General features: G+C 71.8%; 8 protein-coding genes. 5 read left to right on the plus strand and 3 right to left on the minus strand.

The genetic code is table 11. From position 1 onward, the window contains the following. The first annotated feature begins 357 nt into the window (after positions 1-357). Entirely contained in the window at positions 358-2625 is a 2268-nt protein-coding gene (locus DEJ50_RS10375) for a M4 family metallopeptidase (RefSeq protein ID WP_150207269.1), read from the plus strand. Between the two features lie 103 nt (positions 2626-2728). Here DEJ50_RS10375 and DEJ50_RS10380 read toward each other — a convergent pair whose 3' ends face one another. The 3 genes from DEJ50_RS10380 to glgP form a co-directional block, all read right to left on the minus strand. Further along, positions 2729-3409 carry a hypothetical protein gene (locus tag DEJ50_RS10380; RefSeq protein WP_150207270.1) on the minus strand — a complete coding sequence of 227 codons (681 nt, stop codon included), beginning with the start codon at positions 3407-3409 and terminating at the stop codon, positions 2729-2731. A 114-nt stretch (positions 3410-3523) separates the two neighbouring features. Further along, the gene (locus DEJ50_RS10385) at positions 3524-5059 is read right to left on the minus strand and encodes an MFS transporter (RefSeq protein ID WP_150207271.1); all 1536 of its coding nucleotides are present in this window, start codon (positions 5057-5059) and stop codon (positions 3524-3526) included. A 168-nt stretch (positions 5060-5227) separates the two neighbouring features. Then, positions 5228-7879: an alpha-glucan family phosphorylase gene (glgP, locus tag DEJ50_RS10390; protein ID WP_150207272.1), complete on the minus strand. Its 2652-nt coding sequence runs from the start codon at positions 7877-7879 to the stop codon at positions 5228-5230. A 518-nt stretch (positions 7880-8397) separates the two neighbouring features. On the opposite strand from glgP, the gene DEJ50_RS10395 reads away from it, so the two are divergent. From DEJ50_RS10395 to glgB, 4 genes are all read left to right on the plus strand, one after another. Next, positions 8398-10386: an alpha-1,4-glucan--maltose-1-phosphate maltosyltransferase gene (locus DEJ50_RS10395; protein WP_150207273.1), complete on the plus strand. Its 1989-nt coding sequence runs from the start codon at positions 8398-8400 to the stop codon at positions 10384-10386. Then, the gene (treS, locus tag DEJ50_RS10400; protein WP_150207274.1) at positions 10383-12077 is read left to right on the plus strand and encodes a maltose alpha-D-glucosyltransferase; all 1695 of its coding nucleotides are present in this window, start codon (positions 10383-10385) and stop codon (positions 12075-12077) included. The genes DEJ50_RS10395 and treS overlap by 4 nt, the downstream gene beginning before the upstream one ends. Positions 12078-12278: 201 nt before the next feature. Beyond that, positions 12279-13730: a maltokinase N-terminal cap-like domain-containing protein gene (locus DEJ50_RS10405; RefSeq protein ID WP_411757593.1), complete on the plus strand. Its 1452-nt coding sequence runs from the start codon at positions 12279-12281 to the stop codon at positions 13728-13730. After that, entirely contained in the window at positions 13727-16033 is a 2307-nt protein-coding gene (gene glgB, locus DEJ50_RS10410) for a 1,4-alpha-glucan branching enzyme (RefSeq protein ID WP_150207275.1), read from the plus strand. The genes DEJ50_RS10405 and glgB overlap by 4 nt, the downstream gene beginning before the upstream one ends. The last annotated feature ends 165 nt before the right edge of the window (positions 16034-16198 follow it).

Here is a 16198-nt window from a genome sequence, read left to right on the forward strand (position 1 = left end):
GTCCGCGGCTTCCCCAAACGACGGACATCTGTCGCACCGGGAAACAGTACGACAAACACCCGTACGGTAAATGCCGTTTGCCGCAACGAGGTCTCTTGTTGTCCGTTCGTTAGCATCCGGTGGGCCCGGTTCCGGATGTTGGCCGGGATGCCACCCCCGGCCGGACGCACGCGAAGGTGAACGGTTCGCATATCGAACCCATCACTTCGGACAACGGACCCTTTCCGGCCATTCTTTTGACGCGGCCCTGACAGTTGGCTCCGCAGCTGGCACTCTTCGATCCGTTCTGCGCACAGCCCTGTTCTGCCCGGTGGCCCACCCAGCCGTCCGGAACCCCCCTTGCAGAAGGAGTCTGCGTTGAGTCCCACCCCCCAGCGGCGCGCCACCGCGGCCGGCGCTCTCATTGCCGCGGCGGCACTGCTCGCCGTCGGCATGCAGACCACGTCCGCCACTGCCGACGCCACCGCGTCGCAGGCCCGCCAGGCCGCCCAGCCCAACCCGGGCGCGGTCGCCCTCAAGCTCAGCCCCTCCGAGCGTGCGACGCTCATAGCCGACGCGAACTCCACCACCGCCCAGGCGGCCCGGGCTCTCGGTCTCGGCAACCAGGAGAAGCTGATCGTCCGTGACGTGGTCAAGGACGCGGACGGCACCACGCACACCACGTACGAGCGGACCTACGGCGGACTGCCGGTCCTCGGCGGTGACCTGACGGTCCACGCCAAGGACGGCGTCACCAAGAGCGTCACCAAGGCGACCCAGCACGAGATCAAGGTCGCCGACACCAACGCCGCCGTCACCCCGGCCGCGGCCGAGAGCCAGGCCCTTTCCGCCGCCAAGGCCGAGGGTTCCAAGGACACCAAGGCCGCGAAGAACGCCCGCAAGGTGATCTGGGCGGCCGAGGGCGTGCCGGTCCTGGCGTACGAGACCGTCGTCGGCGGCCTCCAGCACGACGGCACCCCGAACGAGCTGCACGTGGTCACCAACGCCAAGACCGGCGCGAAGATCACCGAGTGGCAGGCCGTCGAGACCGGCACCGGCAACACCATGTACAGCGGCCAGGTGACCCTGGGCACCAGCCAGTCGGGCAGCAACTGGACCCTGACCGACGCGGCCCGCGGCGCCCACAAGACGTACAACCTCAACCGGGGCAGCTCCGGCACCGGCACCCTCTTCTCCGGCCCGGACGACATCTGGGGCAACGGCCAGCCGTCCAACCTGGAGACCGCCGGCGCGGACGCCCACTACGGTGCGGCCGTCACCTGGGACTACTTCAAGAACGTGCACGGCCGCAACGGCCTGCGCAACGACGGCGTGGCCCCGTACTCCCGGGTCCACTACGGCAACGCGTACGTCAACGCCTTCTGGCAGGACTCCTGCTTCTGCATGACCTACGGCGACGGCGAGGGCAACAACAAGCCCCTCACCTCCACCGACGTGGCCGCGCACGAGATGACCCACGGCCTCACCTCGGTCACCGGCAACATGACCTACAGCGGTGAGCCCGGCGGTCTGAACGAGGCGACCTCGGACATCATGGCCGCGGCCGTGGAGTTCTACGCCAACAACCCGCAGGACGTCGGCGACTACCTGGTCGGCGAGAAGATCGACATCCGGGGCAACGGCACGCCGCTGCGCTACATGGACAAGCCGAGCAAGGACGGCTCCTCCAAGGACGCCTGGTACTCCGGCATCGGCTCGATCGACGTCCACTACTCCTCGGGCCCGGCCAACCACTGGTACTACCTGGCCTCCGAGGGCTCCGGCCCCAAGGTCGTCAACGGCGTGAGCTACGACTCGCCGACCTCCGACGGCCTTCCGGTCACCGCGATCGGCCGGGACGCCGCCTCCAAGATCTGGTTCCGCGCGCTGACGGCGGGCTACTTCAAGTCCAACACCAACTACGCCGCCGCGCGTACGGCCACCCTGCAGGCCGCCGCCGACCTGTACGGCCAGGGCTCGACCATCTACAACAACACCGCCAACGCCTGGGCCGGTGTCAATGTCGGCCCGCGCATCGTCAGCGGCGTGACGGTCCAGCCCATCGCCAACCAGAACACCCAGATCAACACCGCGGTGAGCCTCCAGGTCCAGGCCACCAGCACCAACCCGGGTGCGCTGAGCTACGCGGCCACAGGCCTGCCGGCCGGCCTGTCGATCAACTCCTCCACCGGCCTGATCTCGGGCACGGCCACCACCGCCGGCACCTCCAGCGTGACCGTCACGGTGACCGACTCGCAGAGCAAGACCGGGACGGCGTCCTTCACCTGGACCGTCGGCACGGTGGAACAGAACGTGTTCGAGAACACGGCCGACTACCAGATCGCGGACAACTCGACGGTCGAGTCCCCGATCACCGTGACCCGTTCGGGCAACGCCTCGAGCGCCCTCAAGGTGGACGTGAACATCGTCCACACCTACGTCGGTGACCTGCGGGTCGACCTGGTCGCCCCCGACGGCACCGTCTACAACCTGCGCAACCGCACCGGCGGCAGCGCGGACAACATCGTCCAGAGCTTCACCGTGAACGCCTCCTCCGAGGTCGCGAACGGTGTCTGGAAGCTCCGCGTGGCGGACCTCGCCAGCATCGACACCGGCTACATCAACAGCTGGAAGCTCACCTTCTGACCTGAGGTGACCGACCGGTCGCACGACCCATAGAACGCGGAGCGGCCCGGGGACTCACACCTCCCCGGGCCGTTCTGCTCATACGGACGGACTACGGACGGACTCAGGGGATGTCGCGGAAGATGACGTCGAACAGGTCGGGCTGAGCGTTCCCGGCGCCGCCCGGACGGTGGCCGGCCCGCTCCTCCTCGCCCGCTTCCTCCCCGGACTGGTGCTCCTCGGACTGCTCCTCCTCGGCCATCTCCTCCTCGGAGGCGTCCGGCCGGGACTCGTCGATCACCTCGGCGGGCTCCTCCATGACGGGGGGCTGCTCGTCGCCGCGGCTGTTGTCCGCCTCCTCCATGCCGTCGGTGTCTTCGTCGACGTTGTCGCCGTGGCCGTCCATGACATCGTCACCGTTGCCGCCGGTGTTCTGGTCCTCCCGCGGCGGGCGCTCCTTGTCGCGCGGGCGCTCGAAGCGGACCGCGACCGCCTCGAAGTCCGCCACGCCCTCGTGCGGTCCGGCGACCGCGACCGGGTCCCCCGAGCACCCGTCGTTGTCGAACAGCAGGGCCGCCCGGTCCGTGCGGTTGAACGCCGAGACCGCCGGGTTCCGCCGGCTGGTGCCGTTCAGCAGGTAGCAGGTGCTGTCACCGGCCGGCCTGAGCTGTCCGCGGCGCTCTCTGCCGTCGTCGAAGAAGGTGTAGTTCAGGGTGCCGCCGCCGTCGGCCAGGGCCTGGCCCGAGACGGGGAGGACGAGCGCGAAGGCGCCGGCGAAGGCGACCGCGGTGGTGCGAAGACGCATGGGGGGATTTCCGTTCTTCCGCGAGGTGGGTGCCGGTCCGGTTGGCATCCAGGAGGGAGCGTAGGAGCGGAGTACAGAAGGGAAACGTTTCTCCCCGCAGGGGCGTTCGGAGGTTCACCCGGAGAGTCCCGGCCCGGCCGTCACACCCTCCCGCGACCGAACGGGCGTACGCCCCCGGTGGGTTGCCGCCGGAACCGTCCGTACGAGCACCAGCACGGCCAGCGCACCGAGCAGCCCCAGCACCCCCGACACCACGAAGGTGTCCCGCAGTCCGGCCGCGAAGGCCGGGTCCACCAGCGGTTCCAGACCGGCCGCCCCGGCGCCTTCGACCGGCCGGCCGGCGGCCAGCGCCTGGGCCGTGCCGTGCGCATCGGCCGCGCCCGCCCCGGTCAGCCCGCGCACCAGACCGGCCTGGAAGGCCGCGCCCAGCAGCGCGATGCCGAGGGCGTTGCCCAGCTGCCGCGCGGTGTTCAGGGCACCTCCGGCCATGCCCGCCCGGGCCGGCGGCACCACTGCCATCGCGGTGGCCGCCAGGGCCGGCGCGGCCAGGCCCGCCCCCAGGCCCGCGACCACCAGCCCCGGCAGCAGCACCGGCCAGCCGTCCCCGGCATCCAGCATCAGGGCCTGGAGCAGCGCTCCCGCCCCGGTCAGCAGCAGCCCGCAGCCCACGCTCAGCCGGGGCGGCAGCCCGTGCAGCCACCGCCCGCCGAACGCCGAGACGGCGAAGGCCGCCAGGCTCAGCGGTACCAGCACCAGCCCGGCCGCGACCGGCCCCATGCCCTCGGCCGACTGGAGCCAGAGGGAGACCTGCATCAGGGAGGAGAACGCCGCGCCCGAGAGCAGCAGGGCGCCCAGCAGGATCCCGGTGAAGGTGCGGTCGCGGAACAGCGAGAGGTCCAGCATCGGGTGGGCGCCGCGCAGTTCGGCCGCCACGAAGGCGGCGAGGGCCACGGCGGCCAGGCCCAGCAGGCCGAGGACCGCGGGTTGCGTCCAGCCGTGCTCGCCGGCCCGGATCAGCGCGTAGGTCAGGGCGGCGGCACCGACCGTGAAAGCGGCCGTGCCCGGCAGGTCCAGTCCCTTGGCGCGGCCGTGCGGGTCGCGGGACTCGGCCACGGCCCGGCGGGTGACGTACACGGCGAGGGCGCAGACCGGCAGGTTGATGAAGAAGATCCAGCGCCAGCCCAGGTGTTCGGTGAGCACTCCCCCGATGACCGGGCCGGCCGCCGCGGCGGCGCCGTTGACCGCTCCCCACACGCCGAACGCGACCCCGCGGTCCCGCCCCTGGTAGGAGGAGCTCAGCAGGGCCATGGTGGTGGCGAACATGGCCGCCCCGCCCGCGCCCTGCACCGCCCGGAAGGCGATCAGCTGCCCGGCGCCGGTGGCCAGTCCGCAGGCCAGCGAGGCCGCCGCGAACAGGCCCAGCCCGCCGAGGTAGACCCGGCGGCGGCCGGCCCGGTCGGCCAGCGCGCCCGCCCCCAGCAGCAGGGCGGCCAGCGCCAGGGCGTAGATGTCCATGACCCACTGGAGCCCGGCGAAGGAGCCGTCCAGACCGGCGGCCATCTCGGGCAGCGCGACGGTGACGATGGTGACGTCCACCAGCAGCATGAACGCCCCGAGGCAGACCGCGGTCAGCGGCAGCCATTTGCGCATCGGCGGGCTCCTTCGCGGTCGCGGGGGTGCGTGCGCAGCCGCCCGGCCCGCCGCCCCCGCTCCCAGTACCCCACCCGGGCCTCGGCTCCCGGCGGAATCCCGCTATCGACGGCCTCGGGGGCGGGCGGTGCGGGCACCGCCGCCCCCGGGCCTTCGCTGCCGTCCGGTTCAGCGCAGCGGGAGCACGCCTCCCTCCGCCGCGCCGGCCGCCTCGGACGGGGCGGCGAGCAGCCCCAGTTCGGCCGGGGTCGCCAGCAGCGGGTGGGCGGGCAGGATGCGCACGGTGTAGCCGAAGGGCCCGGTGCGGTCCAGGGCGAGCGGCCCCTCGTACAGCCAGCGGCCCTCCAGGTCCGGGCCGGCGGCCGGCTTCAGCGGGAAGGTGCGGGCGTCCGCGATCACGTCGTGGGCGTCCACCCGTCCGGCGACGGCCTGGACCTCCACCTCCTCGGGGCTCAGGGTGGCGAGGTCCGCCTGTACCCGCAGGGTGAGCGTGGCGCCCAGTTCGGCGGTGCCGTTGACCGGAGTGGTGGCGAGCGCCTCCACATGGCCGACGGACACCCGCGGCCACACCTCGCGCACCCGGCTCTTCCAGGCGGCGAGGTCCCGGGCGGCCTCCGCGGTGAGGGCCCGGTGGGCCAGCGCGGCGGGTGCGTAGAGCCGTTCGACGTACTCCCGGACCATCCGCCCGGCGAGCACCTTGGGGCCGAGCGAGACCAGGGTCCGCCGGACCATCTCGATCCACCGCGAGGGCAGCTGGCCGGGGCCCGACCGGTCGTAGAAGCGGGGTGCCACCCGGCGCTCGATCAGCTCGTAGAGGGCCACCGCCTCCAGGTCGTCGCGCCGCTCCTCGTCGGTGCCGTCGTCGGCGGTGGGAATGGCCCAGCCGAAGTCCGGCTCGAACCATTCGTCCCACCAGCCGTCCAGTACGGACAGGTTGAGGCAGCCGTTGAGCGCGGCCTTCATCCCGCTGGTGCCGCAGGCCTCCAGGGGCCGCAGCGGGTTGTTGAGCCAGACGTCGCAGCCCGGGTAGAGCTTCTGCGCCATGGCCATGCCGTAGTCGGGCAGGAACACGATCCGGTGCCGGACCTGCGGGTCGTCGGCGAACCGCACCAGTTCCTGGACGAGGCGCTTGCCGCCGTCGTCGGCGGGATGCGCCTTGCCGGCCACCACGATCTGCACCGGTCGTTCGGGGTCGAGCAACAGCCTGCGCAGCCGCTCGGGGTCGCGGAGCATCAGGGTGAGCCGCTTGTACGAGGGCACCCTGCGCGCGAAGCCGATGGTGAGCACGTCGGGGTCGAGCACCGAGTCCACCCAGCCGAGCTCGGCGGCTCCGGCGCCGCGCTGCCGCCAGGAGGCCCGCAGCCGGTCGCGCACCTCCTGGACGAGCTGTTCGCGCAGCGCCCGGCGGAGTTCCCAGATGTCCTGGTCGGGGATGTCGGCGACGGCGTCCCAGCGCTGGGACCCGCCGACGGACAGGGCGTCCTCGGTCCGGCCGGCCCCGATCTGCCGGGCCCCGAGCCGCATCACCTCGGGCGCCACCCAGGTCGGGGCGTGCACGCCGTTGGTGACGGAGGTGATGGGCACGTCCGCGGGGTCGAATCCGGGCCACAGGCCCGCGAACATCTCGCGGGACACGGCCCCGTGCAGGGTGGAGACCCCGTTGGCGCGCTGGGCGAGCCGAAGTCCCATCACGGCCATGTTGAACACGCCGGGGTCGCCGCCGGGGTAGGTCTCGGCGCCCAGCCCGAGGATCCGGTCCACGGGTACCCCGTCCAGTTCGCCGCCCTCGCCGAAGTGCCGTGCGACGAGCGAGCGTTCGAACCGGTCGATGCCGGCGGGCACCGGGGTGTGGGTGGTGAACACGGTTCCGGCGCGGACCGCCTCGACGGCGGCGTCGAACCCGAGGCCGTGTTCCCCGGCCAGTTCCCTTATGCGTTCGAGTCCGAGGAACCCGGCGTGCCCCTCGTTGGTGTGGAACACCTCGGGTGCGGGGTGGCCGGTGATCCGGCAGTAGGTCCGTACGGCCCGGACGCCGCCGATGCCGAGCAGCATTTCCTGGAGCAGCCGGTGGTCGCTGCCGCCGCCGTAGAGCCGGTCGGTCACCTCCCGGGCGCCGGCGTCGTTGTCCTCGACATCGGAGTCGAGGAGCAGCAGCGGGACCCGGCCGACCCGGGCCTGCCAGATGTGGGCGTGCAGCGACCGCCCGCCGGGGAGGGTGAGCGAGATCCGGGCGGGGGCGCCGTCGTGGTCGCGGAGGAGGGAGACGGGCAGCTCGTTCGGGTCGAGCACCGGGTAGTGCTCCTGCTGCCAGCCCTCCCGGGAGAGGGACTGGCGGAAGTAGCCGTGCCGGTAGAGCAGGCCGACTCCGATGAGGGGGACGCCGAGGTCGCTGGCGGCCTTGAGGTGGTCCCCGGCGAGGATGCCGAGGCCGCCGGAGTACTGCGGGAGGGCGGCGGTGATGCCGAATTCGGGTGAGAAGTAGGCGACGGCGGCGGGGAGCTCCCCGGCGGCCCGGGGCGCCTGCTGCGACTGGTACCACCTCTCGCCGCTCAGGTAGTCGTCGAGCTCGGCGGCGGCTGCGGCGAGCCGCCGCAGGAACCTCCGGTCCCGGGTCAGTTCTTGCAGACGGTGGTCGGAAACGGCCGCGAGAAGTCGGACGGGATCCCCGCCGGCGTCCTGCCAGCCCTCGGGATCGACGCTGTGGAAGAGTTCTCGGGTCTCGGCATGCCACGACCAGCGCAGGTTGCGCGCGAGCGAGGCGAGCGGAAGCAGGGCTTCCGGAAGGACGGGGCGCACGGTGAATCGACGGATAGCCTTCACACGTTCCACCTTCGCAGGCGTTTACGGATCGAAGCGGACGCACCACGCTGTGCACCCGGTCATCACCCCGGGAAGGCTATCGCCGCCCCTCCCCCGCGGCCATGGTGCCTCGGCCGTCGACGGCACGTTGGCCGATAACCGTGTGGACGACATCGGCCGATTCACGGCCAACTCTTCCGAGTGCCGTGGTGATGACCCGACTTGACGAAGCCGCGGCGGACGCCGAGCCCGCCGATCACCTTGCGCGTGCGGCTACATACGAGTAGTTAACCAACCGCGACGGTTGTCCGGGCCGAGAGTGGGAAGGGCTCCCCGGGTACCGCGCACGGCAAACCCGCACTCCACCTCTCCCCGCCACCCGAGTGAACGCGGACAGGAGCGGCCATGCCCGCAGCCCAGCCGTCCACGGAGCGGCTAGAAACAGAGCGAACAGAGCGTGCACAACCTGCTGAGCCGCCGGCCGGGCCGGCGGAGCTGTTGTCACCGAGCCCTGCGAACCTCCCCCAGGTGATCACATCATGATCGGTCGCATTCCCGTGCTGGACGTCCGCCCTGCCGTCGACTGCGGTGCCAGAGCCGCCAAGGCGGTCGTGGACGAGGTATTCGAGATCTCCGCCACCGTCTTCCGCGAAGGGCACGACGCGGTGGCCGCCCATCTGCTGCTGCGGGACCCCAAGGGGCGGCTGCGAACGCCCGTCCCGATGGCGGAACTGGCCCCCGGCACCGACCGGTGGGGGGCCCGGGTGTCCGCGGACACCGAGGGGAGGTGGACGTACGCCGTCGAGGCGTGGAGCGATCCGGTCGCGACCTGGCGGGCGCATGCGCAGATCAAGATTCCGGCCGGGATCGACACGGAGCTGATGCTCCTGGAGGGGGCCGAGCTGTACGAGCGGGCCGCCGCCCGGATTCCCAAGAAGGACGGCCGGGAGGCGGTGCTGGCCGCCGCCGACCTGATGCGGGCGGAGGGCGATCCCGGCCGGCGGCTCCGGGCGGCCCTGGACCCCCGGGTGGACGCGGCCTTCGCCCGCCGCCCCTACCGGGAGCTGGTGACCGCCTCCAAGCCGGTGCCCCTGCTGGTCGAGCGGAAGCGCGCGCTGTTCGGGTCCTGGTACGAGCTGTTCCCCCGTTCGGAGGGCGCGGTCGTCGAGGAGGGGAAGCCCCCGGTCAGCGGCACCTTCAAGACCGCCGCCGAGCGGCTGCCCGCGATCGCCGCGATGGGCTTCGACGTGGTCTACCTGCCGCCGATCCACCCGATCGGGACCACCTTCCGCAAGGGGGCCAACAACTCGCTGTCGGCGGACGGTTGGGACCCGGGGGTGCCGTGGGCCATCGGGTCGCCGGAGGGCGGGCACGATGCGGTGCACCCCGATCTGGGCACCCTCGAGGACTTCGACGACTTCGTCCGGCGGGCCCGCGAGCTGCGCATCGAGGTGGCCCTCGACTTCGCCCTCCAGTGCTCCCCGGACCACCCGTGGGTGGAGAAGCACCCGGAGTGGTTCCGGCACCGGGCCGACGGGACCATCGCGTACGCCGAGAACCCGCCGAAGAAGTACCAGGACATCTACCCCGTGCACTTCGACACCGACATGGCCGGCATCGTGGCCGAAACCGTGCGGGTGCTGCGCCACTGGATGGACCACGGGGTCCGCATCTTCCGGGTCGACAATCCGCACACCAAGCCGGTGGTGTTCTGGGAGAAGGTGCTCGGGGAGATCGGGAAGACCGACCCCGACGTGATCTTCCTGGCCGAGGCCTTCACCCGGCCCGCCATGATGCGGGCGCTGGCCGCCGTCGGCTTCCAGCAGTCGTACACCTATTTCACCTGGCGGAACACCAAGGACGAGCTCACCGAGTACCTCCAGGAGCTCTCGGGTGAGACCGCGTCCGTCATGCGGCCCAACTTCTTCGTGAACACGCCGGACATCCTGCACGAGTACCTGCAGACCGGCGGCCGGCCCGCCTTCGAGGTGCGCGCCGTGCTGGCCGCCACGCTGTCACCCACCTGGGGGGTGTACGCGGGCTACGAACTGTGCGAGAACACCCCGCTCCGGGAGGGCAGCGAGGAGTACCTGGACTCCGAGAAGTACCAGTTCAAGCCACGGGACTGGGCAGCCGCCGACCGGGAGGGGCGGACCATCGCCCCGCTGATCACCGCACTGAACCGGCTGCGCCGCCGCAACCCGGCCCTCCAGCAGCTGCGCGACATCCATTTCCACTCGACCGACAACGACCGGGTGATCGCCTATTCCAAGCACTGCGGCGCCAATTCCGTACTGGTGGTCGTCAACCTTGATCCGCACCACACCCAGGAGGCGACGGTCTCGTTGGACATGCCGGTACTCGGCCTCGAATGGCACGGGTCCCTCGCGGTGCGCGACGAGCTCACCGGCGAGACCTACCACTGGGGCAGGGCGAACTACGTGCGTCTGGAGCCGGGCCGAACGCCTGCGCATGTGCTGACCGTCCTGCGACCGTCCCCGCCCACCGGAGGGTCACCCACCACATGATGATCAACGATCCCGTCCACGACACCTTCGAGGACACCCCCGCCAAGGACCGCGACCCCGACTGGTTCAAGCGGGCGGTCTTCTACGAGGTCCTCGTCCGCTCCTTCCACGACAGCAACGGGGACGGGGTGGGCGACCTCAAGGGGCTCACGGCCAAACTGGACTACCTCCAGTGGCTCGGCATCGACTGCCTCTGGCTGCCGCCGTTCTTCGCCTCACCCCTGCGGGACGGCGGCTACGACGTCTCCGACTACACCTCCGTCCTGCCCGAGTTCGGGGACCTCGCCGACTTCGTCGAATTCGTGGACGCCGCCCACCAGCGCGGCATGCGGGTGATCATCGACTTCGTCATGAACCACACGAGCGATCAGCACGAGTGGTTCCAGCAGTCCCGCACCGACCCGGACGGGCCGTACGGCGACTACTACATGTGGGCCGACAACGACAAGCAGTACCAGGACGCCCGGATCATCTTCATCGACACCGAGACCTCGAACTGGACGTACGACCCGGTCCGCAAGCAGTACTACTGGCACCGGTTCTTCTCCCACCAGCCGGACCTCAACTACGAGAACCCGGCGGTGGTCGAGGAGATCGTCTCCGCCCTCCGGTTCTGGCTGGACCTCGGCATCGACGGATTCCGGCTGGACGCGGTCCCGTACCTGTACGCGGAGGAGGGCACCAACTGCGAGAACCTCCCCCGCACCCACGAACTGCTCAAGCGGGTCCGGGCGGAGATCGACGCGCACTACCCCGACACGGTGCTGCTCGCCGAGGCCAACCAGTGGCCCGAGGACGTGGTCGACTACTTCGGGGACTACGCCAGGGGCGGGGACGAATGCCACATGGCGTTCCACTTCCCGGTGATGCCGCGCATCTTCATGGCGGTGCGAAGAGAGAGCCGGTACCCCGTCTCCGAGATCCTCGCCAAGACGCCGGAGATCCCGGCACGCTGTCAGTGGGGCATCTTCCTCCGCAATCACGACGAGCTGACCCTCGAAATGGTCACGGACGAAGAGCGCGACTACATGTACGCCGAATACGCCAAGGACCCCCGGATGCGGGCCAACATCGGCATCCGGCGCCGGCTCGCCCCGCTGCTCGACAACGACCGGCACCAGATCGAGCTGTTCACGGCCCTGCTGCTGTCCCTGCCCGGATCGCCGATCCTCTACTACGGCGACGAGATCGGCATGGGCGACAACATCTGGCTGGGCGACCGGGACGGCGTCCGCACCCCGATGCAGTGGACCCCGGACCGCAACGCCGGTTTCTCCTCCTGCGATCCGGGCAGGCTCAATCTGCCGGTCATCATGGACCCGGTCTACGGGTACCAGGTCACCAATGTCGAGGCCGCGATGTCCTCGCCCTCCTCACTGCTGCACTGGACCCGCCGGCTCATCGAGGTCCGCAAGGCCAACCCGGCCTTCGGCCTCGGTTCGTACACCGAACTGCCCTCGTCCAACCCGGCGGTGCTCGCCTTCCTGCGCGAGTACGGGGACGACCTCGTGCTGTGCGTGCACAATTTCTCCCGGTTCGCGCAGCCGACCGAGCTGGACCTGCGGTCCTTCAACGGGCGGGTCCCGGTAGAGCTCACGGGTGACGTGCGCTTCCCGCCGATCGGCGAGTGGCCGTACCTGCTGACCCTGGCGGGTCACGGTTTCTACTGGTTCCGCCTGCGCGGGGAGTAGACCCGGCCGGGCGGTACCGGCGCCCACCCGCGCCCGTGCCGCCCGACCTCATCAAGTGCACGGCCGTCGGCGGCGAATGGGTCAATCGCCGCGCCAGGACGGACCATCCTGACCCGACACTCACCCACCGCCGGACAGCAAATGCCGCGATCCGGGAGACTCTGCGCATTCTGTGACGGCCCGGGGAAAGGACGCGATGCCATGTCGGAGGCTGCATCCGCCCGGAGCCGACGCCAGGGCGGCCACGGCCGCCTCGCGGCCGACCGGCTCGGCCCGCTGGAGCCCATGCTCCGCGCCTGGCTGCCCCGGCAGCGCTGGTTCGCCGGCAAAGGGCGCGAGATCGGCCGGGTCCACCTCGTCTCGGCGGCGGACCTGCTGCCGCCCCGCGTGGTGCCCGGACTGCTGCACCTGCTCGTGGACGTGGAGGCCGACGGCGCCACCTCCTGCTACCAGCTGCTGCTCGGGGTCCGCCCCGCCCTGCCGCCGGCCCTCGCCCCCGCGCTGATCGGGCGGGCGGAGGAGGGACCGTACGCCGGCCAGTTCGTGTACGAGGGGCTGGGCGATCCCCGGCTCGCCTCGCTGCTGCTGGAACGGCTGCGCGCCCCCGGCACCCTCGGCCCGCTCCGCTTCGACCGGGACCGCACGGCCCTGATCCCGGCCGCCCTGGCCCCCCGGCCGATCTCCGGGGAACAGACCAACTCCTCGCTGATCTACGGGGATTCGTACATCCTCAAGGTGTTCAGACGAGTCGGTCCCGGGGTCAACCCGGACCTGGAGCTGCCCCGGGCCCTGGCCGCCGCGGGCTGCGCCCGGGTACCGGCCCCGGTCGCCTGGTACGAGGCGGAGCTGCCCGGTGCCGAATCGCTCACTCTGGGCGTGCTCCAGCCCTATCTGCGGGGCTCCGACGACGGCTGGCAGCTGGCCCTGCGCCGGCTGGCCGCCGGCGACGGCTTCACCGCCGAGGCCCACGCCCTGGGCCGGGCCACCGCCGAGGTGCACAGCGCCCTCGCCGAAGCCCTGCCGACGGTGGCCCTGGACCCGGAGCGGACGGCCCGGCTGGCCGCCGGGATGACCGCCCGGCTGGCCGCCACGGTCCGCGAGGTGCCGGCCCTGCGCCCCTTCGAGGCGGGGCTGCAGGCGGCCTTCGACGCCCTGGGCTCCTCCCGCGGGCTGGCCGTGCCGGCCCAGCGCATCCACGGGGACCTGCACCTGGGCCAGACCCTGCGCACCACGGACGGCAGCTGGTCGCTGATCGACTTCGAGGGCGAGCCCGCCCGGCCGCTGGCCGAGCGCCGCCGCCCCGAGCCGGCCGTCCGCGACATCGCCGGCATGCTGCGCAGCTTCGACTACGCCGCCCGCTCCCACCAGCCGTTCGCCCCGGACTGGTCCGACGGCTGCCGGGCCGCCTTCTGCGAGGGGTACGCCCGGACCACCGGCCGCGACCCCCGCGAGGACCCGGTGCTGCTCCGCGCGTACGAGACCGACAAGGCCGTCTACGAGGCCCGGTACGAGTCCCGGCACCGCCCGGACTGGCTGCACGTCCCGATGGCGGCCATCCGCCGCCTCTCCGCCCGTGAGCGCCCCCTCGCCAAGCGGGCGCCCGCACCTTCCTCCCACCCCCGCCCGCAGCCGCCTAGGAGGCCGCACTCGTGAGCGCCGCCCGTCAGCCGTCGCCGCCGTCCCCGCCCGCCCTCGAGGAGAGCCCGGTACGGGAGAGTCCCGTACGGAAGAAGCCCCGCACGCCCCGCGCCCGCCGGGCGCCCGCGCACGGGGTACGGCCCGCACCCGCACTCGCGGCGGCGGAGCGGGCCCGGCTCCTGGAGGGCCGGCACCACGACCCGCACGGTGTGCTGGGTGCCCGCACCCTGCGCGGGGGGGTGGCGATCCGGGCACTGCGCCCGCACGCCAGGACGGTGACCATCGTCGCCAAGGGCCTGCGGGCCGAGCTGCACGACGACGGGGACGGGCTGTTCTCCGGGCTGCTGCCGCTCACCGAGGTGCCGGACTACCGGCTGCTGGTGGGCTACGAGGGCGATGAGATCGAGGTGCATGACCCGTACCGGTTTTTGCCCGCCCTCGGGGAGCTGGACCTGCACCTGATCGGCGAGGGCCGGCACGAGGAACTGTGGACCGCGCTGGGCGCCGTGCCGATGGAGCACCAGGGGGTGGCCGGCACCCGGTTCACGGTGTGGGCGCCGAACGCCCAGGGGGTGCGGGTCACCGGGGACTTCTCGTACTGGAACGCGGTGGCCCATCCGATGCGTTCGCTGGGGGCGAGCGGGGTCTGGGAGCTGTTCCTGCCCGGGGTCGGAGCGGGTGCCTTGTACAAGTTCGACATCGCCGGGCCCGACGGCGGTCACACGCTGCGGGCGGACCCGATGGCCCGGCAGGCCGAGGTCCCGCCGGCCACCGCCTCGGTGGTGACGGAGAGCTCGTACGTCTGGCAGGACGCGGAATGGATGGCCAGACGCGGGGAACGGCCGCCGCACCAGGCGCCGTTCTCGGTGTACGAGGTGCACCTGGGCTCCTGGCGGCCGGGCCTGACCTACCGGCAGCTGGCGGCCCAGCTGCCCGGGTACGTACGGGAGCTCGGCTTCACCCATGTGGAGCTGATGCCGGTGGCCGAGCACCCCTTCGGGGGCTCCTGGGGCTACCAGGTGACCGGGTTCTACGCGCCGACCTCCCGGATGGGCAGCCCGGACGACTTCCGCTTCCTGGTGGACGCGCTGCACGCGGCCGGCATCGGCGTGATCGTCGACTGGGTGCCGGCCCACTTCCCGCGGGACTCCTGGGCGCTGGCCGAGTTCGACGGCCGGCCGCTGTACGAGCACCAGGACCCGAGGCGGTCCGCGCACCCGGACTGGGGCACGCTGGAGTTCGACTACGGCCGCAAGGAGGTCCGCAACTTCCTGGTGGCGAACGCCGTCTACTGGGGCCAGGAGTTCCATGTGGACGGGATCCGGGTGGACGCGGTGGCCTCGATGCTCTACCTGGACTACTCGCGCAACGAGGGCGAGTGGGTGCCGAACGAGCACGGCGGCCGGGAGAACTGGGACGCGGTGCGGTTCCTCCAGGAGATGAACGCCACCGTGTACCGGCGCTGCCCGGGGGTGGTGACCATCGCCGAGGAGTCCACCGCCTGGGACGGGGTGACCCGGCCGACGGACACCGGGGGCCTCGGCTTCGGGCTGAAGTGGAACATGGGCTGGATGCACGACACCCTCCGCTACATGTCGAAGGAGCCGGTGCACCGCAAGTACCACCACCACGACATGACCTTCGGGATGGTCTACGCGTACAGCGAGAACTACGTGCTGCCGATCTCGCACGACGAGGTGGTGCACGGCAAGCAGGCGCTGGTGTCGAAGATGCCCGGGGACTGGTGGCAGCAGCGGGCCTGCCACCGGGCGTACCTGGGGTACATGTGGGCGCATCCGGGCAAGCAGCTGCTGTTCATGGGGCAGGAGTTCGCGCAGGGGGCCGAGTGGTCGGAGGCGCACGGGCCGGACTGGTGGCTGCTGGACTCCTCGTACTCCGCGGCGGGCGACCACCACGGGGTGCGGACCCTGGTCGGGGACCTGAACCGGGAGTACGCGGGGACTCCGGCGCTGTGGGAGCGGGACTCCATGCCGGACGGGTTCGCCTGGGTGGAGGCGGACGCGGCGGAGGACAACGTCTTCGCCTTCCTGCGGTACGCGGCGGACGGCACTCCGCTGCTGGCGGTGTGCAACTTCTCGCCGGTGATCCGGCACGGCTACCGGGTGGGCGTGCCCGCGGACGTGCCGGCCTGGCGGGAGGTGCTGAACACCGACGACCGGCGGTACGGGGGCAGCGGGGTGCGCGTCGGCGGGCCGGGGGGTGCGCCGGTGCTGCCCGAGCGGGTGCCGGCACACGGGCGGGCGGCGAGTCTGCGGCTCACCGTGCCGCCGCTGGCGACGGTCTGGCTGCGTCCCTGACGGGCGGGAGGGCCCCCTGCGGAAGGGGGGCCCTCGCCACCCCCGTTCGCGAGGGCCCCCGGAGGGATCACGCATCCGCCGGGGGTCCGGTTCAAGCCGTTGCGGGGGTGTGGTGCAGCTCACGTGATACGTATCGCGTAAGGTGGCCGGAACGTGAGCACTCCT

The organism is Streptomyces venezuelae, from assembly GCF_008642295.1.
Lineage (GTDB): Bacteria > Actinomycetota > Actinomycetes > Streptomycetales > Streptomycetaceae > Streptomyces > Streptomyces venezuelae_C.